At 63.8% G+C, this 24,972-nt stretch carries 20 protein-coding genes and 1 tRNA gene; 16 read left to right on the forward strand and 5 right to left on the reverse strand.

Features of this window, described 5'->3' with window-relative positions; all coding sequences use genetic code 11:
- Nucleotides 1-29: 29 nt before the first annotated feature.
- Nucleotides 30-1,040: an NAD(P)H-dependent flavin oxidoreductase gene (locus GRI40_RS10840; protein WP_160611609.1), complete on the forward strand. Its 1,011-nt coding sequence runs from the start codon at nucleotides 30-32 to the stop codon at nucleotides 1,038-1,040.
- A 19-nt stretch (nucleotides 1,041-1,059) separates the two neighbouring features.
- On the opposite strand, the gene GRI40_RS10845 is transcribed toward GRI40_RS10840, so the two are convergent.
- The 3 genes from GRI40_RS10845 to GRI40_RS10855 all read right to left on the reverse strand — a co-directional run bounded on the left by GRI40_RS10845 (nucleotide 1,060) and on the right by GRI40_RS10855 (nucleotide 3,255).
- On the reverse strand, nucleotides 1,060-1,443 hold the full coding sequence (locus GRI40_RS10845) for a VOC family protein (RefSeq protein WP_160611610.1): 384 nt from the start codon (nucleotides 1,441-1,443) through the stop codon (nucleotides 1,060-1,062).
- A 23-nt stretch (nucleotides 1,444-1,466) separates the two neighbouring features.
- Nucleotides 1,467-1,733 (reverse strand): hypothetical protein, encoded by a 267-nt coding sequence (locus tag GRI40_RS10850; protein ID WP_160611611.1) that lies wholly within the window; start codon nucleotides 1,731-1,733, stop codon nucleotides 1,467-1,469.
- A gap of 91 nt (nucleotides 1,734-1,824) precedes the next feature.
- Nucleotides 1,825-3,255 (reverse strand): aldehyde dehydrogenase family protein, encoded by a 1,431-nt coding sequence (locus GRI40_RS10855; RefSeq protein WP_160611612.1) that lies wholly within the window; start codon nucleotides 3,253-3,255, stop codon nucleotides 1,825-1,827.
- A gap of 181 nt (nucleotides 3,256-3,436) precedes the next feature.
- On the opposite strand from GRI40_RS10855, the gene GRI40_RS10860 reads away from it, so the two are divergent.
- A complete protein-coding gene (locus GRI40_RS10860; RefSeq protein WP_160612055.1) occupies nucleotides 3,437-4,291 on the forward strand; it encodes a dienelactone hydrolase family protein in 855 nt (284 codons plus the stop codon).
- A 23-nt stretch (nucleotides 4,292-4,314) separates the two neighbouring features.
- Here GRI40_RS10860 and GRI40_RS10865 read toward each other — a convergent pair whose 3' ends face one another.
- Nucleotides 4,315-6,411, reverse strand: coding sequence for a TonB-dependent receptor plug domain-containing protein (locus GRI40_RS10865; RefSeq protein ID WP_160611613.1), 2,097 nt, complete (start codon nucleotides 6,409-6,411; stop codon nucleotides 4,315-4,317).
- Nucleotides 6,412-6,670: 259 nt separating this feature from the next.
- On the opposite strand from GRI40_RS10865, the gene GRI40_RS10870 reads away from it, so the two are divergent.
- Nucleotides 6,671-7,690: an SPFH domain-containing protein gene (locus tag GRI40_RS10870; RefSeq protein ID WP_160611614.1), complete on the forward strand. Its 1,020-nt coding sequence runs from the start codon at nucleotides 6,671-6,673 to the stop codon at nucleotides 7,688-7,690.
- A gap of 14 nt (nucleotides 7,691-7,704) precedes the next feature.
- Nucleotides 7,705-8,190 carry an NfeD family protein gene (locus GRI40_RS10875; protein WP_160611615.1) on the forward strand — a complete coding sequence of 162 codons (486 nt, stop codon included), beginning with the start codon at nucleotides 7,705-7,707 and terminating at the stop codon, nucleotides 8,188-8,190.
- Here the strand turns inward: GRI40_RS10875 and GRI40_RS10880 are convergent.
- Nucleotides 8,187-9,131 (reverse strand): NAD(P)H-binding protein, encoded by a 945-nt coding sequence (locus GRI40_RS10880; RefSeq protein WP_160611616.1) that lies wholly within the window; start codon nucleotides 9,129-9,131, stop codon nucleotides 8,187-8,189. The genes GRI40_RS10875 and GRI40_RS10880 overlap by 4 nt on opposite strands.
- A 157-nt stretch (nucleotides 9,132-9,288) precedes the next feature.
- Between GRI40_RS10880 and GRI40_RS10885 the strand changes: the two genes are divergently transcribed.
- The 12 genes from GRI40_RS10885 to GRI40_RS13915 all read left to right on the forward strand — a co-directional run bounded on the left by GRI40_RS10885 (nucleotide 9,289) and on the right by GRI40_RS13915 (nucleotide 24,928).
- Nucleotides 9,289-9,375, forward strand: a tRNA-Leu gene (locus tag GRI40_RS10885).
- Nucleotides 9,376-9,560: 185 nt separating this feature from the next.
- Nucleotides 9,561-10,790 carry a tyrosine-type recombinase/integrase gene (locus GRI40_RS10890; protein ID WP_160611617.1) on the forward strand — a complete coding sequence of 410 codons (1,230 nt, stop codon included), beginning with the start codon at nucleotides 9,561-9,563 and terminating at the stop codon, nucleotides 10,788-10,790.
- A 91-nt stretch (nucleotides 10,791-10,881) separates the two neighbouring features.
- Complete coding sequence (locus tag GRI40_RS10895) at nucleotides 10,882-11,325, forward strand: hypothetical protein (protein ID WP_160611618.1); 444 nt, start codon at nucleotides 10,882-10,884, stop codon at nucleotides 11,323-11,325.
- Between the two features lie 106 nt (nucleotides 11,326-11,431).
- Nucleotides 11,432-11,620, forward strand: a complete 189-nt coding sequence (locus GRI40_RS10900) for a helix-turn-helix domain-containing protein (RefSeq protein WP_160611619.1) — start codon at nucleotides 11,432-11,434, stop codon at nucleotides 11,618-11,620.
- A 51-nt stretch (nucleotides 11,621-11,671) separates the two neighbouring features.
- Nucleotides 11,672-12,148: a helix-turn-helix domain-containing protein gene (locus GRI40_RS10905; protein ID WP_160611620.1), complete on the forward strand. Its 477-nt coding sequence runs from the start codon at nucleotides 11,672-11,674 to the stop codon at nucleotides 12,146-12,148.
- Nucleotides 12,145-13,242 carry a tyrosine-type recombinase/integrase gene (locus tag GRI40_RS14100; protein WP_160611621.1) on the forward strand — a complete coding sequence of 366 codons (1,098 nt, stop codon included), beginning with the start codon at nucleotides 12,145-12,147 and terminating at the stop codon, nucleotides 13,240-13,242. Before GRI40_RS10905 ends, GRI40_RS14100 begins: the two co-directional genes overlap by 4 nt.
- Before the next feature lie 3 nt (nucleotides 13,243-13,245).
- On the forward strand, nucleotides 13,246-13,761 hold the full coding sequence (locus GRI40_RS10915; RefSeq protein WP_160611622.1) for a hypothetical protein: 516 nt from the start codon (nucleotides 13,246-13,248) through the stop codon (nucleotides 13,759-13,761).
- A gap of 120 nt (nucleotides 13,762-13,881) precedes the next feature.
- On the forward strand, nucleotides 13,882-14,577 hold the full coding sequence (locus tag GRI40_RS10920) for a hypothetical protein (protein ID WP_160611623.1): 696 nt from the start codon (nucleotides 13,882-13,884) through the stop codon (nucleotides 14,575-14,577).
- 314 nt (nucleotides 14,578-14,891) lie between these two features.
- The gene (locus GRI40_RS10925) at nucleotides 14,892-18,257 is read left to right on the forward strand and encodes a helicase-related protein (protein ID WP_202390330.1); all 3,366 of its coding nucleotides are present in this window, start codon (nucleotides 14,892-14,894) and stop codon (nucleotides 18,255-18,257) included.
- A 2-nt stretch (nucleotides 18,258-18,259) separates the two neighbouring features.
- Entirely contained in the window at nucleotides 18,260-21,598 is a 3,339-nt protein-coding gene (locus GRI40_RS10930) for an Eco57I restriction-modification methylase domain-containing protein (RefSeq protein WP_160611625.1), read from the forward strand.
- Between the two features lie 70 nt (nucleotides 21,599-21,668).
- The gene (locus GRI40_RS10935; RefSeq protein ID WP_237489154.1) at nucleotides 21,669-22,115 is read left to right on the forward strand and encodes a hypothetical protein; all 447 of its coding nucleotides are present in this window, start codon (nucleotides 21,669-21,671) and stop codon (nucleotides 22,113-22,115) included.
- Nucleotides 22,116-22,243: 128 nt separating this feature from the next.
- A complete protein-coding gene (locus GRI40_RS13915) occupies nucleotides 22,244-24,928 on the forward strand; it encodes an ATP-binding domain-containing protein (protein ID WP_237489155.1) in 2,685 nt (894 codons plus the stop codon).
- The last annotated feature ends 44 nt before the right edge of the window (nucleotides 24,929-24,972 follow it).

A 24,972-nucleotide genomic window follows, 5' to 3' on the forward strand; every position in this document is an offset into this window, starting at 1 on the left:
GCTTGCCGTCGTCCATCTAACCGCCCCGCATGACCTTCTACCCCAGGACCGCCGCGCTGATGCAGCGCGGGATCGACTTTCTCGGCTCGCAGCACGCCATCCTCTGCGGGGCGATGAGCTGGGTGTCGGAACGCAACCTGGTCGCGGCGATCAGCAACGCCGGCGGCTTCGGCGTGATCGCCTGCGGGGCGATGACGCCCGAACTGCTCGATGCGGAGATCGCCGCCACGAAGGCGCTCACCGACAGGCCGTTCGGCGTCAACCTCATCACCATGCACCCGCAGCTTACGGACCTGGTCGCGGTCTGCGGGCGGCACGCGGTGGGCCACGTGGTGCTGGCGGGCGGCATCCCGCCCAAGGGCAGCGTCGAGGCGATCAAGGCCTTCGGGGCGAAGGTGGTGGTGTTCGCCCCCACGCTGGCGCTGGCGAAGAAGCTCCTGCGCAGCGGGGGCGATGCGCTGGTGATCGAAGGGATGGAGGCCGGCGGGCATATCGGGCCGGTCTCCACCAGCGTGCTGGCGCAGGAATTCCTGCCGGAACTGGCCGAGGATCACCTGGTGTTCGTGGCCGGCGGCATCGGCCGGGGCGAGGCGATCGCCGGCTACCTGGAAATGGGCGCGGTCGGCGTGCAGCTCGGCACCCGCTTCGCGTGCGCCACGGAAAGCATCGCGCACCCCGCCTTCAAGCAGGCGTTCTTCCGCGCCAACGCGCGCGACGCGGTCGCCAGCGTGCAGGTCGATCCGCGCCTGCCGGTGATCCCGGTCCGCGCGCTGCGCAACAAGGGCACCGATCTGTTCACCGCCAAGCAGCGCGAAGTCGCCGGCCTGCTCGACAGCGAAAGCCTGGAGATGGCCGAGGCGCAGCTGCAGATCGAGCATTACTGGGCGGGCGCGCTGCGGCGGGCGGTGATCGACGGCGACGTGGAGAACGGCAGCCTGATGGCCGGCCAGTCGGTCGGCATGGTCAAGCAGGAGGAGCCGGTGGCCGCGATCATCGACCAGCTCATGCGCGAGTGCGAGACGGCGCTCGGCCGCCGCTAGCCCGCGGGCGGAACGCGGCTCACGCCATCGGCCTGGGCTGCCACAGTTCGATCTTGCGCCCGTCGGGGTCCATGATGTGGGCGAAATCGCCGTTCGCCTCGCCCGGGGTGCGGAGCACGGGATGAACGCCGTGGCGCGCCGCGCGTGCCAGCACGCCTTCGAGATCGTCGACCATCAGGTTGAACATGAAGGGCGCGTCCGACGGCGCAAAATAACCGGTGTCGGCGCTGAACGGGCTGAACACGGTGCCGGCGCCCGGCTGCGCGGCGGCATCGGCCGGCAGGAACACGACACCGCCCCAGGGTTCGAATTCGATGCCCAGCACGTCGGCATACCACGCACGCGTCGCCGCCGGGTCCGATGCCTTGAAGAACAGTCCGCCCAGTCCGATCACGCGTGCCATTTGCAATCCCTCCCGGGCCCGCGTCAGCGGAACCAGCGCCAGCGGCGCTGGCGGGGCTGCGGCAGACGGTCGGAAATCGAATAGAGGTAGTTCGCCAGCACGACCGCCTGGTTCTTGGTCATGAAATAGCGGAATTCGTCCAGCGGCCCATCGGGTTCGAGATGGTGCGTGCGGGTGGACTGGAGCTTGACCATGACCTTGTCGCCCAGGTTCTCGTGGCTCCAGCCGACGAGCGCCCCGAACATGTCCGGCGCGATCCTGTCCTGCTCATTACTGCCGCGCTCATCCATGCCGCATCCTCCCCCCCCGCGCGACGTTACGCGCCCCGCGGCCTTGCGGAAACCCGCAAAAAGGCCGCGCGGAGTCCCGTCTCCGGACAGGTCAGGCGAAGGCGTTCTTCTTCACCGTGATGACCTGCGGGTAGGTGAATTCCTTCAGCCCCTCGATCCCGTATTCCGTGCCGAAGCCCGACTGCTTGTGCCCGCCAAACGGCGTGAACGGCGACAGGTGCAGGTATTCGTTGACCCAGACCGTCCCGGTTTCGAGCTGTTCGGCCACTTCCACGCCCTTGTCCGTGTCCCCGGTCCACACCGCGCCGGCGAGCCCGTATTCGGAGGCGTTGGCGCGCGCGATCGCCTCTTCCGTGGTGGAGAACTTCATCAGCGGCATGACCGGCCCGAACTGTTCTTCCGCCACGATGCGCGCGTCTTCGGGCGGGTTGTCGAGGATGGTGATCGGCACGTAATATCCCGAACCGGACGGATCGACATCGCCGCCCACCAGGAACTTGTAGCCGTTGTCTTTGGCGTCCTGGATCAGCTCGCACACCCGGTCGAACTGCTTCTTGTTCTGGATCGGGCCGACGCCCGTCCCCTGCTGCGCCCCGTCGCCCACGGTGACGTTCTTCGCATAGTCCGCGATCGCCTGGCTCAACTCGTCATAGATATCCTCGTGGATGTAGATGCGCTTGGCCGCGACGCAGATCTGACCGGCGTTGGAGAAGCTCGACCAGAACAATTGTTCCGCCACCTTCGCAACGTCGGCATCGGGCAGCACGATCGACGCGTCGTTGCCGCCCAATTCCAGCGTGATGCGCTTCAGATCCTTCGAGGCGCCTTCCATGATCTTCTTGCCGGTGGCGGTGGAGCCGGTGAAGGTGATCTTGTCGATATCGGGGTGCGCGGTGATCAGCGGGCCCAGGCTGTCTTCGCCGGTGATGATGTTGACCGTTCCGGCGGGCACCACGTCCTTGATGAGCTCCGCGATGCGCAGCGTGGTGAGCGGGGTGAAGGGCGATGGCTTGAGCACGATGGTGCAGCCCGACAGCAGCGCGGGCACGATCTTCTGGATCGCCATCATCACGGGGAAGTTCCACGGCACGATGCCACCGACCACGCCCACCGGCACCCTGCGCGTGCGGCTGAGGCGCTGGTCGCTGTCCTCGTTCACCTCTTCCTCGAGGTTGAGGGTCGACTGCGCCGCCGCCATGCCGGCCGCGCCGAAGATTTCCATCTGGGCCTGGCTGTGCGGCTTGCCCTGTTCGCTGGTGAGCAGGCGGAACAGTTCGTCCGCGTTGTCCTTGATCGCGGCGGCGATGCCCTGGATCACCTGGCGGCGTTCTTCCACCGGGGTCTTGCGCCAGGTCTGGAACGCGCGCCGGGCGGCCGCAACCGCGCGGTCGAGCTCCGCCTCGCCGCACGCCGGCACGCGCGCGATCACCTGTTCGTTGGCCGGGTTCACCACGTCCATCGTCTCGCCCGTCGTCACGAGTTCGCCATCGATCAGGCAGGCAAAGGTCTGGGTCACGGTCATTTCTCCCAAGTCTGGCGTGTGGGCACGCGAATCGTTTCCGGTTGTGCCATGCAACCTAACACGCCCGTCCGCCGCGCCAATGGCGATTGCGGCGGATCGCGCTGGACCGGCGGGAAGCGAGTGCTAGGCTGCCGCCAGATGTGGGGATGATGGGAGGCGGGGATGATGGAGGCGAATGGCGATGTGCGATGAAACCGATCTTGCCGGGTTCGAAAGGAAGGGCGTCAGCCGCCGGCAGTTCGCCGCCGTGGGCGCGATCGGCGGGCTGGCCGCCTGCACCGCGATCGATGGTGCCGCGGTGGGCCTGACCGAACGGATGGTGACGGTGACCACGCCCGACGGCGCGATGGACGCGTTCTTCGTCCACCCGGCCAAGGCGGCGCCGGCGGTGATCCTGTGGCCCGACATCGCGGGCCTGCGCGAAGTGAAGATGGCCATGGCCCGGCGTCTGGCCGCAAGCGGTTATGCCGTGATCGTGCCCAATCCCTATTACCGCGATCTGCCCGCGCCGCAGTTCGCCGATTTCGCCGCGTTCCGTTCCGGTGGCGGCTTCGAGAAAGTCGGCCCCTGGCGCAGCAAGGCGACCGCGCCCGATGCCGTGACCCGCGATGCCCGGGCGCTGGTCGCGTGGCTCGATGGCCAGCGGGCGGTCGATACCCGGCGCGCGATCGGCAACCAGGGTTACTGCATGGGCGGCCCGTACACCGTCTACAGCGCGGCCGCGGTGCCGGCGCGGGTCAGGGCGGCGGCCAGTTTCCACGGAGGCGGCCTTGCCACCGATGCGCCGACCAGCCCGCACCGAATGCTGCAAAAGGGAACCGGCTACCTCATCGCCATCGCGCAGGATGACGATGCCAAGCAGCCGCAAGCCAAGGCCATCCTGCGCCAGGCGGCCAGCGCCGTGGGCGCGGCGGCCGAGATCGAGGTGTACCCGGCGGACCACGGCTGGTGCGTGCCCGACAGCCCGGTTTACGATCCCGTCCAGGCCGAACGCGCGTGGGAACGCCTGCTCGCCCTCTACGGCCGAACGCTCTAGCCAGACGCGTCCTTCGCCGGCGGCTAGAAGTTGCCGCGCACCGACAGGGTGAAGGTCGGCCCGATCAGCCGGTCGCGGCTCTCGATGGAGCTGATCGGGGAGTCTCCGCGTAGGCCGGTATAGAATATCCGTTCGCGCCTGGACCGGGCATTGAGCAGGTTGCCGGCCGTTGCCTTCACGGTCAGGCCGCACAGGTCCTTGTGCTCGACGAACAGGCTCGCCCACCACGGGCCTTCCCACACCCGGTCGACCGAATTGCTGCGATAGCGCGGCTTGTTGTAATTGTGTTCGGCCGATGCGCCGAACGCCCAGTCCGTTTCCGGCATGTCATACCGCAGGGTGCCGTACAGCTGGCGGGTGGTGAACCCGCTCCATTGCCGCATTTCGCCGGTGAACGGATCGCGCAGCCGCGATGTCTGCAATACCCCGGTCATGTCGAGCTTCAGGCCCTTGAGGCCGAGGGGATCGAACGTGAACGTGCTGGTCGAAACGATGGCCGCCGCCCACGACTTGGCGATATTGCCGGTCGATTCCCCGCCGGGCACGGGGATGATGTCGACGTAATCCGACACGTCGCGATAGACGAAGCGGAACTGCTGCGATCCCCAGGGGCCCAGCTTCTTGTTGATCTCCCCCTCGTAGCTCCAGTCCTGCTGCGGGCGCAGGGCGGTGTTGCCCGAATTGACGTTGTCGTCGTTGAGGAAGGCGCGGGCGAGGAAGTCGTAGAACGACAGCTGCAGCACCCGCCGGCGGATCTTCAGCGAGGCGTCGAACGTGTCGCTGGGCTTCCACGCCAGCGACAGCGTGCCTTTGGGGCGGAAGAAGCTGCGGGTGAGGCCATTGGCGCCGCTCTGCGTGATCGTCGAATGCTCCGCCCCGCCGACGATCTGGAACGACAGGGTGTTCGTCAGCGGGCGGCCGAAGCTCAGCAGCGCTTCGTACCGGTCTTCCTTCACCGCCCCGGTTCCGCCTGGGAAGGGGACGTATTCGAACCTGCCGTCCGGGCCCAGGGCGGCGACACTGGCGACGTTGTCGAGCGAATTGAACGCGGCCTCGGCCGACAATTGCCAGTCGCCGCCGAACATCTTCCAGCTGTATTCGCCCCGGCCGATCGTCTCGGCAAGGTCGCCGGTCTGCGCATATCCGTCGCCGATGGAAGGCACCGGATCGGCAAAGTCGCTGACCACCTCCTGCAGGTATGGCTCGTGGCTGAACTGGCGCAGGCCGATCAGCTTCAGGCGGCCCGGGCCCACGCCGAATTCGTAATCGCCGCCGATTTCGTAATTCCACGTCTCGCTGCGGTCGCGCACCGTGCGCAGTTCGTCGGGCAGGCCAGGGGCGGTACGCTCGCCCCGCTCGTCATATCGTTCATAGATGCGCTGATAATGGCCGTTGAGATGCGCCAGGCTGCCGCCGGCCCCGTTCCAGGTCAGCTTGCCCGACAGCTTGGGGGCGTCGAAGTTGTTGGTCCAGACATCGCTGCGCCGCTGGGCAATGGCGCCCAGCCCGTTGTAGATCACGGTCGGCCCGCCGGCCGCGCTGCGGCCCGCCTGCGTGTTGTCGAGCCCGACTTCGTACTCCAACGCGCCGCTCCGCCCGCTGACGGAGACCCCGCCGCGCGTGAACAGCGGGTCGGCGTAGTGCGCCCGCAGCCCGGCGGCCCAGCTGAACTGGCCGCTGAGGCCGGCGGACGTATACACGATGTTGGCGACCTGGCCGGAAAGGCCCGGGATATCGAGCGTCGCGCCGTCGACGATCTCGATCCGCTCCACAGTCGCGGCGGGAATGCGCGACAGCAAGGTGCCGATGTCGTCGGACTTGGTCGACGGGCGCTGTCCGTTGAACAGGACGTTCCCCGTCGCCTGGCCCAGCCCGCGCAGGGTCTCGCTGTTGCGGATGTTGAAGCCCGGGACCTGGTCCAGCATGTCGCCCGCGGTCTTGGGGGCATAGCGGGCAAAGTCTGCCGGGGTATAGACCTGGCGGCCCTCGGGCGCGGCCGGGGTCGTGACCTCGCTCGGCGTCGGCGGCGGCGCGTCACCCGTTTCGGTGCCTTGCGCGAAAGCGGGCGCGGTGAGCGCCGTAGCGGCCAGTAACGACAGCGCGGCGGCGGCAGATTTCATGCGACTCTTTCCCTCAACCCTGATGAAAACACTTGTAGTCGTGGCCGCGCCGATGGCGCGCGCGGGTCGACGGGCGTCGTTGGATGGTCGATGAACGTCGCAGGAAACCGTGCAGCAGGGATGCAGCGCCTTACGCGCGCGATTAAGAATTCTCTTTGCACGGTTTTGCGCGCCGATTCCGGCCGGCGCTTTTTGGTCGTGACGCCCTTGCCCGCCGGCGCGCCATGGCTACGATGCGCCCAGCAGGGAGAAACGGAACATGGGTTACACGCTGATCGCGCTGCTGGCGCTGCTGGTCATCTTCATACTGACCGGCGTGCGCGTGGTGCGCCAGGGGTATGTCTATACCATTGAACGGTTTGGCAAATTTACCAAGTCGGCGGACCCGGGTCTCCACATCATTACGCCTTTCGTCGATCGTGTCGGGCAGAAGGTGAACATGATGGAGCAGGTGCTCGACATCCCGGGGCAGGAAATCATCACCCGCGACAACGCGATGGTCGGCGTCGATGCGGTGGTATTTTTCCAGGTCCTCGACGCCGGCAAGGCCGCCTACGAAGTCCACAACCTCTACGGCGCAATCATGGCGATCACGACCACGAACCTGCGCACCGTGATGGGTTCGATGGACCTCGACGAAACGCTGTCCAAGCGCGACGAAATCAACGCCCGGCTGCTCGGCGTGGTCGACCACGCCACCTCGCCCTGGGGCGTCAAGATCACCCGGGTGGAGATCAAGGACATCCGCCCGCCGATGGACATTTCGGAAGCGATGGCCCGGCAGATGAAGGCCGAGCGTCTCAAGCGCGCCGAAATCCTCGAGGCGGAAGGCGAACGGGCGAGCCGCATCCTGCGCGCCGAAGGCGAAAAGCAGAGCGCCATCCTCTCAGCCGAAGGCAAGAAGGAAGCGGCCTTCCGCGATGCCGAAGCGCGCGAGCGCGCCGCCCAGGCAGAGGCGGAGGCGACCCGCGCGGTGTCCGACGCCATCTCGCAGAGCGGCAACCAGGCGATCAACTACTTCATCGCGCAGGAATACACCAAGGCGCTGGGCAAGTTCGCCACCAGCCCGAACGCGAAAACGATCCTCTTCCCGGTCGAGGCCACACAGCTGATCGGCTCGCTCGGCGGGATCGGCGAACTGGTGAAAGAGGTTGTAAAATCGGGCGATGGCGCCGGGGCAGGCTCGGGCAGCAGCGGCGTGCAGGTTGCCGATCAGCGCCAGCGCACCGCGCTCCCCCGATCGACCGTTCCGCCCGCCGGCGGCAGCAATACGCCTTGAAAGGATAGCAGGCGATGAACTTCTTCGACGGGATCGAGCCGCACTGGGCGTGGATCGCCTTCGGATTGATCATCGCCACGCTCGAGATGCTGATCCCCGGCGTGTACCTGCTGTGGTTCGCGCTGGCGGCCGTCACCACGGGGCTGCTGGCGTTACTGTTTGATGTCGGATTGCCGCTCCAGATCGTCGAGTTCGTCTCCCTGTCACTGATCTTCGTCTATTCGGCGCGCCGGATGTACGGCGACCGTCCCATCGAAAGCAGCGATCCGCTGATGAACAACCGGCTCGGCCGGCTGGTCGGCCAGACCGGCGTGGTGAGCGCGGCGATCGTGCACGGGGAAGGCCGCATCCGCCAGGGCGATAGCGAATGGCCCGCCCGCGGACCCGAGATTGCCGCGGGCGAGAGGGTGCGGATCACCGGGTTCGACGGCGGCACTCTGGTTGTCGAGCCACTGACCCTGCTCGCCGACGAAGGGACCGCGCCCCCGGCGGCGGGCTAGCTCGCGAGCTTCGCATTGAAGCGCCCGCGCCGGCGATACCGCGTCATCCAGCGGTCGAGGAACAGGCCCATCGGGCGGGGCGCAATGCCGAGCGCCTCCAGGCCGGGCAGCGTACCCGACGGCCGGTTGCCGTGCTTCAACAGGGTCCATTGGTCGCTGTTCATCGGTGTCCCCGGCAGCGCGGCAAACAGGGCCGACGCTGCGTCCGGCATCGGGAGGAAGGTGCGCTTGCGGTTCTGGGCGGCCGCGATGCTGCGGTGAAGGGCCATCATGGTCATCGGCTCGTGGCCGGCAATCTCGAACGTCTTGCCGCCGTGACGCGCAGGATCGGCAAGAACCGCCGCAATCGCCTCGGCCGCGTCGTCCACCAGCAGGGGCTGTATCTGCGCCTCCGGCCCGAACACTGGAAGGATCGGCAATGCCGCGATCAGGCCAGCGAACATCTGGATGAAATTGTCATCCTCGCCGAACAGGATGCCCGGGCGCACGATAGTCGCGGTGGGAAAAGCGCCCAGGACCACGCGCTCGCTCTCCGATTTGGCTCGGGCGTAAGTCGCGGGCGAATCGGCATCGGCGCCGATCGCGCTGACATGGACCATCGCCGCGCATCCCGCGCTTTGCGCGGCACGCGCCACGTTTCCCGCGCTTCCCGTGATGGTCCTCGTCATGTCACCGGTGAACGTGCCGACGAGGTTCACGACAGCGTCTGATCCCGCGACCGCCGCCGCGGCGCTGTCAGCCTGCGTCGCGTCGCACCGCGTGAACTGAAGCTGGCCGAGCTGGGCAAGCGGTTTCAGGCGGAACGCCTTGTGCGGCTCGCGGCTCGCGATGCGCACGCGCGCCCCGCGCCGCAGCAGCGCCTGCGCCACGTGATCGCCCAGGAAGCCGCTCCCGCCGACGATCGTCACCAGTTTGCCGTCGAGCGGATCCCGCCGCGCCATCGCCTCAATCCTTGATGATGCCGAAATACTGCGGTCGCCCTGCCGCAAAGCGCGCCCAACCGCAACCGCCACGCGAAACGCGCGTTGACAACCGCGCGCCCCCTTCGTATCGGCGCGCCCCTACCCGGCAGCCGATTGTTTCGATCGACTGCCCCGTGCCCAGATGGCGGAATTGGTAGACGCACCGTCTTCAGGTGGCGGCGCTCGCAAGGGCGTGGAGGTTCGAGTCCTCTTCTGGGCACCATTTGTTCCGGCGGCGATGGCCGCCGGTGCTTCCCAAACCCGCAGAAATCTGCCAAAAATGGCCTCATCCGAGCCGTTAGCGTTCAGCTCGATTTGCTGAGATTTGGGGGCCTTTGGTGGCCTCAATCGGCAAAGGCCCCGAGTTTGCAGGGCCTTCACAGCGCTGTTTTGAAGGTGAGGCCCCCAATGGCACTGACTGACCTGGAAATTCGGCAAGCAATTCCGCGGGATAAAGAGTGGAAGCTTACCGACGGGAATGGCCTCTACCTGCTGATCCGGCCGAGCGGTTCCAAACTCTGGCGGTTTAAGTACCGAGCCCGAGGCAAGGAGCAGAAGCTCAGCTTCGGCGCCTATCCACAAATCTCTCTCAAGGAGGCACGCCTTCGGCGGGATGAAGCGCGAGTCGAGATTGGAAGGGGCGGTGATCCAGCAAGGAACAAGCGGCAGGCGAAGATCGACGCTATCATTCGTGCTGGCGACACGTTCGAAAAGGTCGCTCAAGAGTATGTCGCGAAATGCGAGGCCGAGGGGTTCGCGACGGCCACGCTCGTAAAGGCGAACTGGTTCATCTCTCTGTTCAACCGCGACATCGGCCAACGGCCGGTGGCGGAAATTACACCGCACGAGATGCTGGTCGCCTTGAAGAGAATCGAACGAGGCGGAAGGCGAGAGTCAGCTCGGAGAGCGCGCTCGTTCGCGAGCCGCGTGTTCCGCTACGCTGTTGCCACTCTGCGGGCAGAACACGACCCCTGCGCACCGCTGAAGGGCGCTCTTACAGCTCCCGTGGTACGGCATTACCCCGCTATCACCGATCCCGCTAAGCTTGGTGGACTGTTACGAAGCATCGAAGCGTACGAGGGCAACCATGTGACCATGTACGCGCTCAGGATGGCGCCGCATGTGTTCGTCAGGCCTGGAGAGCTGCGCCACGCCGAGTGGTCTGAATTTGATCTCGAGAGAGCAGTGTGGCGGATCCCCGCTGGCAAAATGAAGTCCCGCAGGGATCACGCAGTCCCCTTGTCGCGCCAGGTCCTGGCGATGCTGAAGGAGTGGGCTGGACTGCAGGGAATGGCTGGCTACGTCTTCCCCGCCATGCATACCCGAAAACGTCCGATGAGTGAGAACACTATCAACGCCTCGCTACGTCGCATGGGCTATTCAGGCGAAGAGATGACAGCACACGGACTGCGCTCAACGGCGTCCACGCTGCTCAATGAGTCCGGCCTTTGGAGCCACGACGCCATCGAGCGGGCCCTTGCACACCAAGACTCAAACGTGGTGCGTGGAATCTACCATCGTGGCCAGCATTGGGATGAGCGCGTTCGAATGGCCCAATGGTGGAGCGACTATCTTGATAGCCTGAGGCTCTCTGCGATGGTGGGGGATTCCGGAAGGGAAACTAGTGGTCAAGCGTAAGTGGGTAAGGGCGAGTGACAGCCAGCCGCTTTCCGCGGAGGGCTTTCGAAGGTCCATATCGCGTGGTTCAAGCCCTACTCTCGAAGCTACCTTGGCTCCGGCGCTCGTCATCTTCGACATGCGGACTGGCAATCTCGAACGGCTCGATCAGTATCTGAAGTTTCATCAAGGCATACCTGATCCCGACGTGGCAGCGGAATTGTCTCAGCTGATCTCTGGCCCGCTGTCCGCGTCGAGGTATAGACTGGTCGCAATTGAGCACCCCGAAACCCCGGCCGGGTCGGGGCCGAAGGCCCGTAAGCTCGCTCCCAAGCCGACCGATGACCAACTGGAGCTGGTTGCTGAGTATGAACGCGCACTTGTGGTTGAACGGGGCAAAAAGCACCGAGCCGAGAAGGCATGCGCAAAGACGAAATCCGTCAGTCTGGCCAAGGTCAAGCGGGCGCGGCGTGCGGTCCGGGATCATGAGGGCCAACAGATCCGCGCCCGTGAAAAACTGCTTTCCGCGCTAGCAATTCCCAGCGACCGCTCTTGATGCGGCGGTGCGCCAGTTCGCACAGGACTCATGAGCGAGGTTGCTTGTGGCATACCTCTCCGGCTTCCCATAAATGGTCCTGGTTCTGAAAACACGGAGCCAACTCATGTCGGCCAATTCTCCCGATACCGAACCGCTCGTCTACACGGTCAAGGAGGCGATCCGCCTCAGCACCTTCGGCCGCACCCGTCTCTATCAGCTCATCAATTCCGGCGAGTTGAAGGTGACGCGCATCGGCCGCCGCACGCTGGTGCGCGCCGACTCCCTCCGCGCCCTGATCACCCCCGCCGACTAACCAGTAGGCCAACCGCCCACCGCCGTTTTGGTGGCGCCGGTTGCTACCGATATGACCCGTCGATACGATCCTCGCCGCGCGCGATCGCACCTGAACTACACCCGCGCCGAATTGGCCAGGTTGTTTAGCGTCGGTCTTGCGACCATCTGCGCATGGAAGCGCAACGGCTTGCAGCCGATGGATGGTAGCCGGCCCTACCTCTTTGCAGGCGCCGACGTTCGGCAATTTCTCGAGAAGCACAACAAGCCGCGCCAGCGCCTCGAGCCCGGCCAGATCTACTGCGTGGCGTGCAAACAAGCGATGGAGCCCCTGAATGGGGTCGCCACCTACGCGCCTCTCTCCGACACTTTGGGAAATCTGATTGGCACCTGTGCGAACTGCGGCCGGAGAGTGTGGCGGCGGGTACGCAACTCCGAACTTCTCGAGAAAGCCGGCAAGCTCAAGATTCAGTACGAGGGCGATGCGGCAACCTTATCCAGTGACGGTGAGCCTCTTCATACCGAACCTTCTGACGAGGTCTCGTCGTGAGCTACGTGAATCCCGCAAACGAGCGCGTGAAACGCGAGTACCAGCGCTGGCTCAAGGAAGCTGAACGGCTCAAGGCCTCTACCATCAACCACGCACTGCTCGCGATCCACCATTACGAGCAGTTTACAAACGGCGCCGACTTCAAGTGCTGGTCGCTCGACCGGGCGCTCGAATACAAGGACGTTCTCCGCAGCCAAGGAAACTCGGCCGCGACATTTGTGACCAAGATGCGGGCGCTGCAGCGCTTCTTCCATTGGCTGGCCGATCGGCCGACTTACCGGCGCGCCATTTCGCACGAGCAGGTGAACTACCTCAACCCAAGCAATGAAGAAATTGCGCTCGCCCACCAGTATCGCCGTAAGTCTTCGGCAACATTGTCTGAGGCGCAACTGGTCATCCGGTCGATGCCGCATTCGACCGACACCCAACTGCGTGACCGCGCGATCGTTGCGTGCGCATTCCTGACTGGTGCACGTGTTTCGGCACTGCGCACCCTGAAACTGAAGCACGTGCTCGCCGACGGCACGGGCATCCTGCAGGACGCGAATGAGGTCGAGGTAAAGTTCTCGAAGAGCCAGGTGACCACCTTCTTCCCGGTCGGGGATGACATCCGCCGTGCCTTCGTTGAGTATGTCGAACACCTGCAGCTGAAGCTCGGCTGGCGGCCCGATGATCCGCTCTTCCCCGCGACGGAGCAGCGCTCGGGTGAGGAGAGAGTCTTTCGCGTTGTCGGCTTGAGCCGCCGCCATTGGAACACGCCAGACCCCATTCGCGCCCGCTTCAAGCGAGCTTTCGAAGCTGCTGGTGTGCCGTATTTCCCGCCCCACCGGGCTCGCAATTCGCTGACCACGCTCGGCTTGCAAATTTGCAATTCGCCCGAGGCCTTGAAGGCATGGTCGCAGAATAGCGGCCATGAGTCCGTGCTGACGACGCTGCGCTCCTATGGGGAGGTGTCCCCGGAGCGCCAGGCAGAACTCCTCCGCCAAATGGCTCGGCCGATTGCTCACGAAGATGATGTCACCAAGCTAGCGAAGGCGTTGCTCGGTAATCCGGAGATCGCCAGCCTCTTTCAGAAACAGCGCCCGGAAAACTGAGCGATGAACGACTATCAGATGCCGCTTTTCGATCGATACGACATGTCGGTCGAGTTCGAACGCTGCATGATCCGCACCCGCCAATGTTTGCATCAGGGCTGGCGGGACTTCTGCAAATTTACTGACGACGAGATCGTCGACAAACTAGCGGGGCAGGAGATTTGTCCACTGGAGCTGCTTGAGGATCAGGCGGAGCTAGAGCGTGTCGGGGAGGGGCTGTTTGAGGTCGCCATTCCATACCGTGGCGATGACGAGCTCTGGCACCTTTACCCCGTCGACGTGATTTGGGGCATGCTCGGTGAAGTCTTCCGAGGTGAGCTCTTGCTGCGAGTGCTCGCGGGTTCAGATGATGAAGCTCAAGGCATCGCCCAGGAGCGCTTGCGGGGCATCTCGGAAGTGATCGCGCAGCAGACGCGGCGTATCGAGGTGTTCGAAAAGGCGGAGCCCCTCTTGGTTCGCGCGGAGATCATCAAGTTTCGGCGCGCGCCTCCTGAGCCCTACATTGTGCTGGGCCAATGATGCTTTGTCAGCCAGGCCTATTGAGCGCCGTGTTGCCGGTCGGCCAGGGCGCAATTCGGCTGATTAAGATGCTTCTTGTCAGGCCTTACCCGCCTCAATCAATTAGTACGGAGAAATAGGATGCGGCTTGAGCCAAAACTCATCTACGCAGCGTCGCCGTTCGACTTTGAGGCGGTGAGGCAGCGGGTCGAGGGAGCAGCAATTGATGCGGTCGCCAAGCTATCGGTCGCAGAGCTTTGCTGTTCGCGCGATGCGCTGATCAATCGGCTTCGCGTCGAAATTGAACTCAAAGCGCCCAAATTGCCTCTCGCCAAGGTCTCGCAGTTTGTTACGGATAGCGAGGGTTTCCAATGCGCGATCGAAACTCAGCTTGCCGACCCTAGCGATTTGGCTGGCTACATTAGTTTGCCAGCTTTCTCTCCGCTGATCGAATACGATTTCGATCGCGAGCTTGAGCGCCTTAGTGTGTCTGGATACTACGAAGAGTTCGCCCTGCATGCGTATGCTGAGCTGACCGACGCGCTCAACCAATTCAAACGCCACCTGGATCACCTGTCCGAACACGTGGAGCGCTACAACGCTGCCCTCCCGTATATCCTCTCAGTGGTGATCCAAGACCGTCTGGACGAGCTGTCAAATCTTGCGCTTGCGAACAACGATGAGACCGATGACCCGTGGATAGAAAGAGATATCGAGGAAGTGCTTGCCGGGTTGCTCGAAAACGGGAAACTGATCGCAATCCCCGAGGTCAATCCAGAAACGGACGAGCCGCGTATCAGGTACTACGTGGCTTCACCGGCCCCTGAGGTGACCTAGCCAAGCATGACCGATAAAGGGCCTTGCCGGGGGCCTCCCATCGCCAGCTCATCGTGTCCCTCTTGAATTGTGAGTCCCGCAACAGGACTCAATCAATCGCGATCTCGCCAGGTTCTGCTTCAAACAGGGCCTTAACCTTCGATTTTTTCGGCGTCGTCGCGCATATTAAACGCACAGTTTTCCGTTGCTGTCAGAGCGAAGCCAGCGTTAAACACGGCTGGGGCGGACGGGCTATCACTCAATAGTCACAAGCCTTTGCACTCATTTAGCAAGGGCGAACGTTGCCGCGCATATTCGACAATATCGATCAATCGTTGCTGCCCGCGTTGTCGGAGGCGCTGGCGCATTCTGAGCGCGCGGATTTCTGCGTTGGCTACTTCAACCTGCGAGGCTGGAAGAAAATAGACGAGAACATCGAAGCGTGGTCTGGTCTCGACGGTAGAGCGTGCCGCCTGCTCGTAGGGATGCATGAAGCTCCCGAGGCTGAATTGCGCCATGCCCTCTCCGTCGCCCATGGCTTCGATCAGGTCGACAATGCGAAGATGCTGGAACTCAAGAAGCGGCTGGCGAACGAGTTCAGGGAGCAGCTGACGATCGGCTTGCCGACCAACGAAGACGAAGCCGGACTCCGCCGCCTGGCCCGGCAAATCCGCTCCGACAAAGTGGTGGTGAAGCTGTTCCTGAAGCATAAGCTCCACGCAAAGCTCTATCTTCTGCACCGCGCCGATCCGGTCAATCCCAAGGTCGGTTTCGTTGGCAGCAGCAACCTGACATTTGCAGGGCTCTCCGCTCAGGGCGAGCTCAACGTCGACGTGATGGACCACGACGCCTGTCTGAAGCTGGAGAAATGGTTTAATGACCGTTGGAGCGACCGCTGGTGCATCGACATCTCTGGCGAACTCGCCACGATCATCGAGGAAAGCTGGGCGCGCGAGGAGCCGGTTGCGCCCTATCACGTCTATCTGAAGATCGCGCACCATCTGGCGCGCGAAGCGCTGCACGGCCTGTCCGAGTTCCGCATTCCTGCGATCTTCGGGAACACGCTGTTCAGATTCCAGGAGAACGCGGTCAAAATTGCCGCAAACCATCTGAACAAGCGCGGCGGGGTGGTGATCGGCGACGTGGTCGGCCTCGGCAAGTCGATGATGGCGGCGGCGCTGGCGAAGGTATTCGAGGAAGACCACCTCACCGAAACGCTGATCATCTGCCCCAAGAACCTCGTTTCGATGTGGGAAGACTATGTCGCGAAATACCGGCTGGTCGCGAAGGTGGTCTCGCTCTCCCAGGCCGAATCGCAGCTCACGGACCTGCGCCGCTACCGCGTCGTCCTGATCGACGAGAGCCACAATCTGCGTAACCGCGAGGGCAAGCGCTACAAGGCGATTCACGCGTACATCAGCAAGAACGAGAGCAAGTGCATCCTGCTCTCCGCCACGCCCTACAACAAATCGTTCATCGACCTGTCCTCGCAGCTCCGCCTCTTCGTCGATGACGACCAGGACATCGGTGTCCGCCCGGAAAACATCATTCGCAAGCTCGGCGGCGAGACCGAGTTCGTCCGCAAGCACCAATGCTCGGTGCGCTCGCTGGCGGCGTTCGAGAAGAGCGATCAGGCGGACGACTGGCGCGAGCTGATGCGGCTCTACATGGTCCGCCGCACACGCAGCTTCATCCTCCAGAACTATGCCGAAACGGACCCGACCAACGGCCGCAAGTTCATCCCTTTCGCCAACGGCACCCGGTCTTACTTCCCGGTGCGCCAGCCGGTCACGTTGAAGTTCGCCATCAACGACGACGACCCCGCCGACCCCTATGCCCGCGCCTATTCGCCCGACGTGATCGGGATCGTCGCCGGGCTGGGCCTGCCCCGTTACGGCTTGGGCAATTACCTCAAGCCCACGCCGGCCGATCCGCCGACCACGGCCGAGCAGAAAATCATGGAGGGGCTCGGCCGCGCCGGCACCCGGCTGATGGGCTTTTGCCGCACCAATCTGTTCAAGCGGCTGGAAAGCGGCGGTCCCGCGTTCCTCCAATCGATCCAGCGCCACATCATGCGTAACATGGTGTTCCTCTACGCCATCGAAACCGACCAGCCGCTGCCCATCGGCACGCAGGACGCCGAGTTCCTGGATGTCGGCGACGAGGATACGGAGTCCGAGGCCGCAAGCCTGTTTGAGGAAGGCGAGTATCAGGACGGCGCCGATGCCGCCGACGAGGCAACGGCTAACATGGACCGGCTGCGCGAGCGCGCCGAGGCGATCTACCAATCCTACAAGGCGAACAAGGCCAGGCGGTTCAAGTGGCTCTCGCCGGGTCTGTTCATCGGACAGCTCGCGAAAGACCTGCAAAGCGATGCCGACGATCTGTGCCGGGTCCTCGACCTCTGTGGAACCTGGCGGGAGGATCGCGACACCAAGCTGGGCGAGCTGGTCCGGCTGCTGACCGTTACCCACCCGAACGACAAGGTGCTGGTCTTCACCCAGTTCGCCGACACCGCGCGGTACCTCACCGATGCCCTGGCCCGCGCGGGCATCACGAACATCGCCGCCGCGACCGGCCAATCGGAAGACCCGACGCGGCTGGCCTGGCGCTTCAGCCCGCACTCGAACGACAAGGCTGGCATCGTCGCGCGCGAGGGTGAGCTCCGGGTGCTGATCGCCACGGATGTTCTGTCCGAAGGCCAGAACCTTCAGGACTGCTCGGTGATCGTGAACTTCGATCTGCCGTGGGCGATTATCCGCCTGATCCAGCGTGCCGGCCGCGTCGACCGCATCGGGCAGGAGGCGGACACGATCCGCGCCTATTCCTTCCTGCCAGCTGACGGGGTCGAGCGAATCATCCGGCTGCGCCAGCGCGTGCGCACCCGGCTGAAGGAAAATCAGGAAGTGGTCGGCTCCGACGAGGCCTTCTTCGAGGACGACGAGACCGACAACCCGATCCGCGATCTCTACAGCGAGAAGGCGGGCATCCTCGACGGAGACGACGAAGGCGAGATCGACCTCGCGTCTTACGCGTACCAGATTTGGAAGAACGCGATCGACGCTGATCCCTCGCTGCAAGCGGCGGTCGAGAACCTGCCCGATGTCGTATACGCTACCAAGGCGCTGCCGCGGCTGGAGGGCGCGACGGAAGGCGCGCTGGTCTATGTGCGTTCGCCCGACGACAACGACTCGCTTGCCTGGGTCGATCGCGCCGGCGAAGTGATTTCGCAATCGCCGCTGACCATCCTGCGCGCAGCCGAGTGTCCGCCCCACGAACCGCCGCTGGCGCGGCTGGACGAGCACCACGCGATCGTGAAAACCGGTGTCGAGCATCTGGCGGAGGAAGAGCGCACCACCCACGGCGCGCTCGGCCGCCCGTCCGGCGCGCGGTTCAAGACCTACGACCGGCTCAAGGCCTGGCTGCGCGACATCGGCGACACCCGCTCGCTGTTCGTCACCGATAGCCTGGTGCGCGAGGTCGAGCGGGCGATGGACGAAATCTATCGCTTCCCGATGTACCAGACCGCGACCGATACGCTGAACCGCCAGCTCAAGGCCGGGATCACGCGCGAAGATTTGGCCAAGCTGGTAACCGCGCTGCGCGCCGAGGGGCGGTTGTGCATCGTCCAGGACGAAGAACAAGCCGAGCAGGAGCCGCGGGTGATCTGCTCGATGGGGCTGCGCGGGCAGGGGGAATAAGGATGCCGATCGACCGGGCGCGAGCCACCGAGTATTTGCGCGACTTCGCCTTCCGGCGCCTGTTCGTCGACGAGTTAGGGTGGGACAATCCCGCCTCTCGCCACAGCGAAACCGTCACGGCGGAAGGCGCCACTTTTGCGCTCGAGCCGGTGGCTGAGAAGCGCGGCGTGCGCATTTTCCATTGCGCTGACATTCCCGAGCGGCCCGTGCGACAGCGAATTGAGCGCGAAGTCACCAAGCTCGCCTATGAGCACCTGATCATCTTCTCCGACCCCGCTAAGACCCGCCAGGTGTGGCAATGGGTCGCGCGCGAGAAGGGCAAGCCCGCCGCGTTCCGCGAGCATCTATGGCTCACCGCGCAATCGCCCGAGCCGCTGCTCCAGAAGCTTGATCACATCGCGTTCTCGCTCGAAGAGGAAGAGGGCCTGACGCTGGCGGGGGCGACCGTCCGCATGCGCGATGCGTTCGATCGCGAGCGGATCACCAAGCGCTTCTACGAAGCCTTCAAGCAGCAGCACGACCAGTTCCTGGGGTTCATTACCGGCCTGACGAGCGCGGCGGACAAGGCTTGGTACGCATCGCTGATGCTCAACCGGCTGATGTTCGTCTATTTCATCCAGAAGAAGCGGTTCCTCGATGGCGACATCGACTATCTCAAGAACCGGCTCGCCAAAGTCCGTGCGGAGCAAGGTCAGGACCAGTTCCACAGCTTCTACCGCGCCTTCCTGCTCAAGCTGTTTCACGGCGGCCTAGCCACGCCGAAGGACGCGCGCGACGCGGAAACCGCGCGGCTGATCGGCAACATCCCCTATCTCAACGGCGGCCTGTTCGAGCCGCACGCGCTGGAGGGCGAGGGCAACACGATCCAGATCGGCGATGCCGCGTTCGAATCCATCTTCGCCTTTTTCGACCAGTATGAATGGACGCTCGACACCCGGGCGATCGAGCGGGCCGACGGTTGCGAGATCAACCCCGACGTGCTCGGCCACATCTTCGAGAAGTACATCAACCAGAAGCAGATGGGGGCGTACTACACCAAGGAGGACATCACCGATTACATCACCCGCTCCACGGTGATCCCCTGGCTGTTCCGCAACGCCGAGAGCCACGACAAGGTCGCCTTCGAGCCCGGCGGGGCGGTGTGGCGGATGCTGTCCGAGAGCCCGGACACTTACATTTTCAAGTCCGTGAAGCACGGCGCGGACCAGCCGCTGCCGAACAATATCGCGGCCGGCATCGGCGACGTTGCCGCGCGCGGCGACTGGAACCGAACGGCGAGCGCGGAGCTAGGCCTGCCGACTGAAACCTGGCGCGAGGTCGTCGCGCGGCGCGAGCGCTACGAAAGCGTCAAGGCCAGGGCCGCTGCGGGTGAGATTTGCGCGATCGAGGACTTGATCACCCACAATCTGGACATACGCCAGTTCGCGCTCGACGCGATCCAGTTTGCCGAAAGCCCCGATCTCGTCCGCGCCTTCTGGAAGGGGATTTCGGCGGTCAAGGTGCTCGATCCCGCCTGCGGCTCCGGCGCCTTCCTCTTTGCCGCGCTCAACATCCTCTACGATCTCTACGACGCCTGCCTGGAGCGGATGGAGGAGTTCGTCCAGACCGCTCCTGAGGGCAGCGGCCCGCGCCAGCTCTATTCCGATTTCCGCGAGGTGCTGGCGCGCATCGCCCGCCACCCCAGCCGTCCCTATTTCATCTACAAATCGATCATTCTCGACAATCTCTACGGCGTCGACATCATGGATGAGGCGGTGGAGATCTGTAAGCTCCGCCTGTTCCTGAAGCTCGCCGCGCAGCTTGAAAGCGCCGACCAGATCGAGCCGCTGCCCGACATCGATTTCAACATTCGAGCCGGCAATTCGGTGCTGGGATTTAAAAGCATCAAGGATGCCCTAGACAAGTCAACGAAGGCCGGACTCCAGTTCGACGATTCGTTAGCCGACATCCAGGCCAAGGCCGACGATCTGGATAGCGTTGTGAGGCTTTTTCGACGGCAGCAGACAGAGTTGGGAGGCAGCGTCACATCTGCGGACAAATTGGCAGTTCGCGAGAAAATGGGGGCATTGGAGCAACGTCTCAACAAGCTCTTCGTGGACCTATATGCGCCGAGGCGACCTGTCTTAGGTGATGTTGAAATGTGGGAGGAGCACTGGCTCGCGAGTCAAAAGCCATTCCACTGGGTTATCGACTTTCACGAAATCGTGGAAGACGGTGGCTTCTCGGTCATCATCGGCAATCCACCTTACGTTGAGATCGACCCCAATAATTCGCGTAAAGCCCTTCTTGATGAATATGACACTTGTCTCGATACTTGGAGTCGAGATGAGGACCTTTATACTCTCTTTGTAGAGAGATCATTGGCGATCGCGTCACCAGAGAATAGTTCCATGGGCTTGATCTTGCCTCTCTCGGTGGCCTTCTCCACTAAGCGTCCATTCATGTCACTGCGACAGATCATTGCTCGGGCATCGGGCAGTTGGTATTGGTCGCACTACGACCGAATTCCCAGTTCGCTATTCGGGAATGATGTTCGAACTCGCTGCTCAATAGGACTTTGGCATTCACAGAGCGCGGATGACCGTACGTTCCATACGACGTCCCTAATGCGTTGGGGTTTTGAGCGGAGAGAGGTTCTCTTCGACGGGCTGGTCTATGCCTTGTTTTCAGGTGACATCGCGCAGCGCATTCCAAAGGTCGCGAATGACGCCCAGGCGGCCGGATTGGCCTACTTGCTCTCGCTCAATCGGCCACTCGGCATCCAACTTGGCCGTTCCATCTCGGCAACAGCCTTGGCAAGTGAGGCGCCGCGGTTCCCGAGGAATGCGGTGTTCGTCGCAGGGACGGCTTACAATTGGTTTCCAGCTTGGAGATCGATCCCCCCGACAACTGATGAGCGCGGCCGTGCAGGGGTTCCGGCGAGGACGATTGGCTTTCAATTTGAAAGCGAAGATGAAGCGAACGCGACCTTTGCCCTTCTTTGCAGTTCCCTTGGGTACTGGTGGTGGGCGGTCGCGTCCGACGGATTTAACCTGAAGAAATGGCTGATCGAGTCGTTTCCGCTGTCAGCGAACGCCATCGCGCCCGATTATCAGTCAGCATTAGCGGAAATCGGAGCCGAGCTGAAGGAGTGTCTAGAGAGCAATTACGTATACAAGGATAACAAGGGGCGAAAAGGTAATTACTTTCTGCCGGCATGTTCCCACGTGACCGAGAGGATTGATCAACTGATTGATGAGGCACTCACAGGGATAGATGCGGATTTTATCCAGAGCGTCCAAGAATTCAACGCGACATTTTCCCAATCGAATTTCAGCGCTTCAGAGGTCGATGCCCACTGAAGCGGCCCCTTCGCTCCGGAGGATAAGCGAATCCATCACCTTCTTCTGCTCCCAATTCTGCCCCGGCGACGTGATCGTCAAGGCGCGGGACTGGGCCAATTCCCGCACACCCGCCAGCGCTCCAGAAATCGGCGGCTTTCACACGCCGGTCGAGCGCGACGTGCTGCGCATCCTGTTGCGCGGACAGGCCCCAGCGATCGTCATGCTCGCCCGCGCGGCCGAGGGCTGGCGGGCCCCGAAGCCGCTCGGCGTGGCCATCCGGGAAGCCGGGGCCGCCGGCCGTGCGCGAATCCTGAGTCCCTTCCCAGCCACCCAGCGCCGCACCACCGTCGCCAGCGCCGCGCGGCGCAATCGCCACATCCTGACACTGGCGGACCCCATCCTGATCGCCCACGCCTCCCCCGGCGGCAAGACCGAGGCGCTGGCGAAGGAAGCGCTGGCGCGCGGCCTCACGCTGCTGACCTTCCCCTCCCCTCACAACGCGCACCTGATCGCCTTGGGGGCGGAGTTGGCTTAGCGATGTTACGCGGCCTGGCAGTGGCACAGGCAAGTCACGGCCAAGAGAAATATCCAACGTGACAATACAGATAGGCCCGTTATCTTCTCACTGACAGACGATGCGAAGAGACGCATCGGGGGGGATGAATGACGGAATATCAGGACCGCTCGGCGGCGCTTGAATCGCTTGCTACCGAGACGCTGGACGCGTTCGCCAACATCGCCGGGGGCGCGGACACGTCGCTCAAGACCAGCCGGCCGGTCGGCATCACCGCCATCGCCAACACCAACCAGATGACGATGGAGAAGGCGCTGGGGAACCTCCAGCGCATGCACGGCGAGATGCAGGAAGCCTGGCGCCAACTGCGTGACGAGCCGGCGATCGCCCGCGTTCTCGTCAAGGATAAGCAGGGTAACCGAAAGACGCTTTACATTACGCGCGCCTCCGCAGGCGGTAACTACGGCGTAACGTTGTGCAGCTACTTGGCGCCCATGGGACGGCTGGCGGCCTTCCCAGTGGGTGGAGGTACCGAGATCCGGTTGCCGAGAGGCGACGTCTCATATGAAGTCCTTGAGCGGGCGATTTATCGTCCCGTTCTGGATGCAGAGGGATGGGATTCGCTCGACACGGTTGTCGAGACCGAAACCTTTGGTCCTCTCACGGTCGCATCCCTCCGTGCATTGCTGGCGAAGGCCAGCGATTCGGGCGACATGCTGGCGGAGCTCGACCGCCTGCTGGCGGAAGAGGTGGCCGAGGCCAATGTCCACGAAGGCCTGACACGACGCATGCTGACAGCGATGGCGCTGCGCGACCAGCCGCTGCTCGACCAGTTCCAGGACCGCATCTTCCGCATGCCGCTGGACAGCCGGCTGGTGATCCTCGGGCCGCCTGGCACCGGCAAGACCACCACGCTGATCCGGCGGCTGAAGCAGAAGATCGATGTCGCGTTCCTCGAGCCCGAAGAGCAGGCGCTGATCGAGGGCGATGCAGCGTCCGCCTTGCCGCATCCGCAATCGTGGCTGATGTTCACGCCGACCGAGCTGCTCAAGCAATATGTGCAGGAAGCCTTCGCGCGCGAAGGCGTGCCCGCGCCCAACAGCCGCATCTACACCTGGGAGGATTACCGCCCCGAACTCGCGCGCAACAAGCTGCCGATCCTGAAATCCGCTTCGGGGGGCACGCTGGTGCTGAACAAGACCGCTGACGTGCTTCAGCCGGGCACCATCGGGAACCAGGCGGAGTGGTTTGACGATTTCGATGCGTTCCAGCAAGCTAGCTTCCTGGGTCAACTGGCGCGAGATGCCGAGGCCGTCGCAGGGGCGAAGGACGCGGGACACGCCGCGCTCGGCGGACGGCTGGTGGACCTACTCGCCGGCGGCGCGACGCGATCCATCCCGGCGACGCTGTTCGCGCTCGGCGGGTTCGAGGAGCGGCTGAAGGAACTGGCGGCGGACATCCGCTCCACGACGCAGGATCAGTTCCGCCAGCTGCTGGCGGAGCAGCTGGGCAAGGACCGGTCGTTCCTCGACGCGCTGTTCGGCTTCGTCGCGACGCTCTCTGCGGAGAGCGAGGACGAGGACGAAGCGGACGCCGATCTCGACGGCGAGGACGAGGACGAGCTGGTAGCGCGCGGCGACCGGGCGATCGCGCAGGCCGCATTCCTTCGCGCGATCCGCGCCAAGGCGATTGCAGAAGCGAGGAAGCGCTCGGTCGGCCGCACCAGCCGCAACGGCAAGGTGCTGGACTGGCTTACAACGAAAGGGATGGAGCTTCCGCCGCTCGCGGCGATCGGCGAGACGCTCGTCGTGCAACGCGCCGCGCGGCGCCTGACGCGAGCGCCACGCGACTTCGTCCGTACGGTGCCGACGCGGTATCGGGCCTTCCGGCGCGAGCGGTCGGCGGACGGAACGTGGTATATCACGCGCACCGTCCCGGCCGGCGAGATCACCCCTCTGGAAACCGACATTGTCTTGCTGGCGATGCTGCGCAACGCCCGTCTTCTGCTGTCCGACCGGACGCTGATGCGCCAGATCGGCGATACCCTTCCGCCGATCCTCGAAACCATCCGCGACCTGCAGCGGAACCAGATACTGGTCGACGAAGCGACCGACTTCTCGCCCGTGCAGCTCGGTTGCATGGCGGCGCTGGCCAACCCGAATACCGAATCGTTCTTCGCTTGCGGCGATTTCAACCAGCGCCTGACGCTGTGGGGCAGCCGCTCGCGCGACCAGCTTGCCTGGGTCAGCCCCGGCATCGAGATTGAGCCGATCACGATCGCCTACCGCCAGAGCCGGCGGCTCAACGAACTGGCGCGGGCGCTGGCTTCGGCGGACGAGGACGCCGCGCTGGCCAGCCTGCCGGAGCACATGGATAACGAGGGCGTTCCGCCAGCGCTGCAAACCGGGCTTGGCGGCGACGATCTCGTCCGATGGGTGGCGGACCGCATCTTCGAAATCGAGGATTCGCTGGGCAAGATGCCGTCGATTGCGGTGCTGGTGGAGGGCGGCGAGCAACTCGCGTCGCTGGCCGGTGCGCTCGACGAGGCCTTGGGCGCCCGAAACATCAAGGCGGTCGCCTGCCCCGGCGGGCAGGTGATGGGCCGCGACAACGATGTGCGCGTGTTCGAGATCGAGCACATCAAGGGGCTGGAGTTCGAGGCGGTGTTCTTCATCGACGTTGACCGGCTGGAAGCGAGCGAGCCGGAGTTGTTCGAGAAATACCTCTACGTGGGCGCCACCCGCGCGGCGACCTATTTGGGCATGACCTGCCAGGGGGCTTCGCTGCCTGCGCCGCTCAGGAAAATCGAAGCAATGTTCGTCGATCGCTGGTGAGCAGGCAGATCGATTAGGAATACAACGCCGAGGGCGATAGGGGG

This window comes from Tsuneonella aeria (assembly GCF_009827495.1).
Classification (GTDB): domain Bacteria; phylum Pseudomonadota; class Alphaproteobacteria; order Sphingomonadales; family Sphingomonadaceae; genus Tsuneonella; species Tsuneonella aeria.

Coding starts and splice junctions, on each gene's coding strand:
- GRI40_RS10880 (WP_160611616.1), bottom strand. CDS start 9,131: ATGGCGCGGCGGGATCCGCTCGACGGCAAACTGGTGACGATCGTCGGC.
- GRI40_RS10865 (WP_160611613.1), bottom strand. CDS start 6,411: ATGAAATCTGCCGCCGCCGCGCTGTCGTTACTGGCCGCTACGGCGCTC.
- GRI40_RS10920 (WP_160611623.1), top strand. CDS start 13,882: ATGCGGCTTGAGCCAAAACTCATCTACGCAGCGTCGCCGTTCGACTTT.
- GRI40_RS10860 (WP_160612055.1), top strand. CDS start 3,437: ATGTGCGATGAAACCGATCTTGCCGGGTTCGAAAGGAAGGGCGTCAGC.
- GRI40_RS10890 (WP_160611617.1), top strand. CDS start 9,561: ATGGCACTGACTGACCTGGAAATTCGGCAAGCAATTCCGCGGGATAAA.
- GRI40_RS10900 (WP_160611619.1), top strand. CDS start 11,432: ATGTCGGCCAATTCTCCCGATACCGAACCGCTCGTCTACACGGTCAAG.
- GRI40_RS10915 (WP_160611622.1), top strand. CDS start 13,246: ATGAACGACTATCAGATGCCGCTTTTCGATCGATACGACATGTCGGTC.
- GRI40_RS10845 (WP_160611610.1), bottom strand. CDS start 1,443: ATGGCACGCGTGATCGGACTGGGCGGACTGTTCTTCAAGGCATCGGAC.
- GRI40_RS10875 (WP_160611615.1), top strand. CDS start 7,705: ATGAACTTCTTCGACGGGATCGAGCCGCACTGGGCGTGGATCGCCTTC.
- GRI40_RS10840 (WP_160611609.1), top strand. CDS start 30: ATGACCTTCTACCCCAGGACCGCCGCGCTGATGCAGCGCGGGATCGAC.
- GRI40_RS10870 (WP_160611614.1), top strand. CDS start 6,671: ATGGGTTACACGCTGATCGCGCTGCTGGCGCTGCTGGTCATCTTCATA.
- GRI40_RS10930 (WP_160611625.1), top strand. CDS start 18,260: ATGCCGATCGACCGGGCGCGAGCCACCGAGTATTTGCGCGACTTCGCC.
- GRI40_RS10905 (WP_160611620.1), top strand. CDS start 11,672: ATGACCCGTCGATACGATCCTCGCCGCGCGCGATCGCACCTGAACTAC.
- GRI40_RS13915 (WP_237489155.1), top strand. CDS start 22,244: ATGACGGAATATCAGGACCGCTCGGCGGCGCTTGAATCGCTTGCTACC.
- GRI40_RS10855 (WP_160611612.1), bottom strand. CDS start 3,255: ATGACCGTGACCCAGACCTTTGCCTGCCTGATCGATGGCGAACTCGTG.
- GRI40_RS10850 (WP_160611611.1), bottom strand. CDS start 1,733: ATGGATGAGCGCGGCAGTAATGAGCAGGACAGGATCGCGCCGGACATG.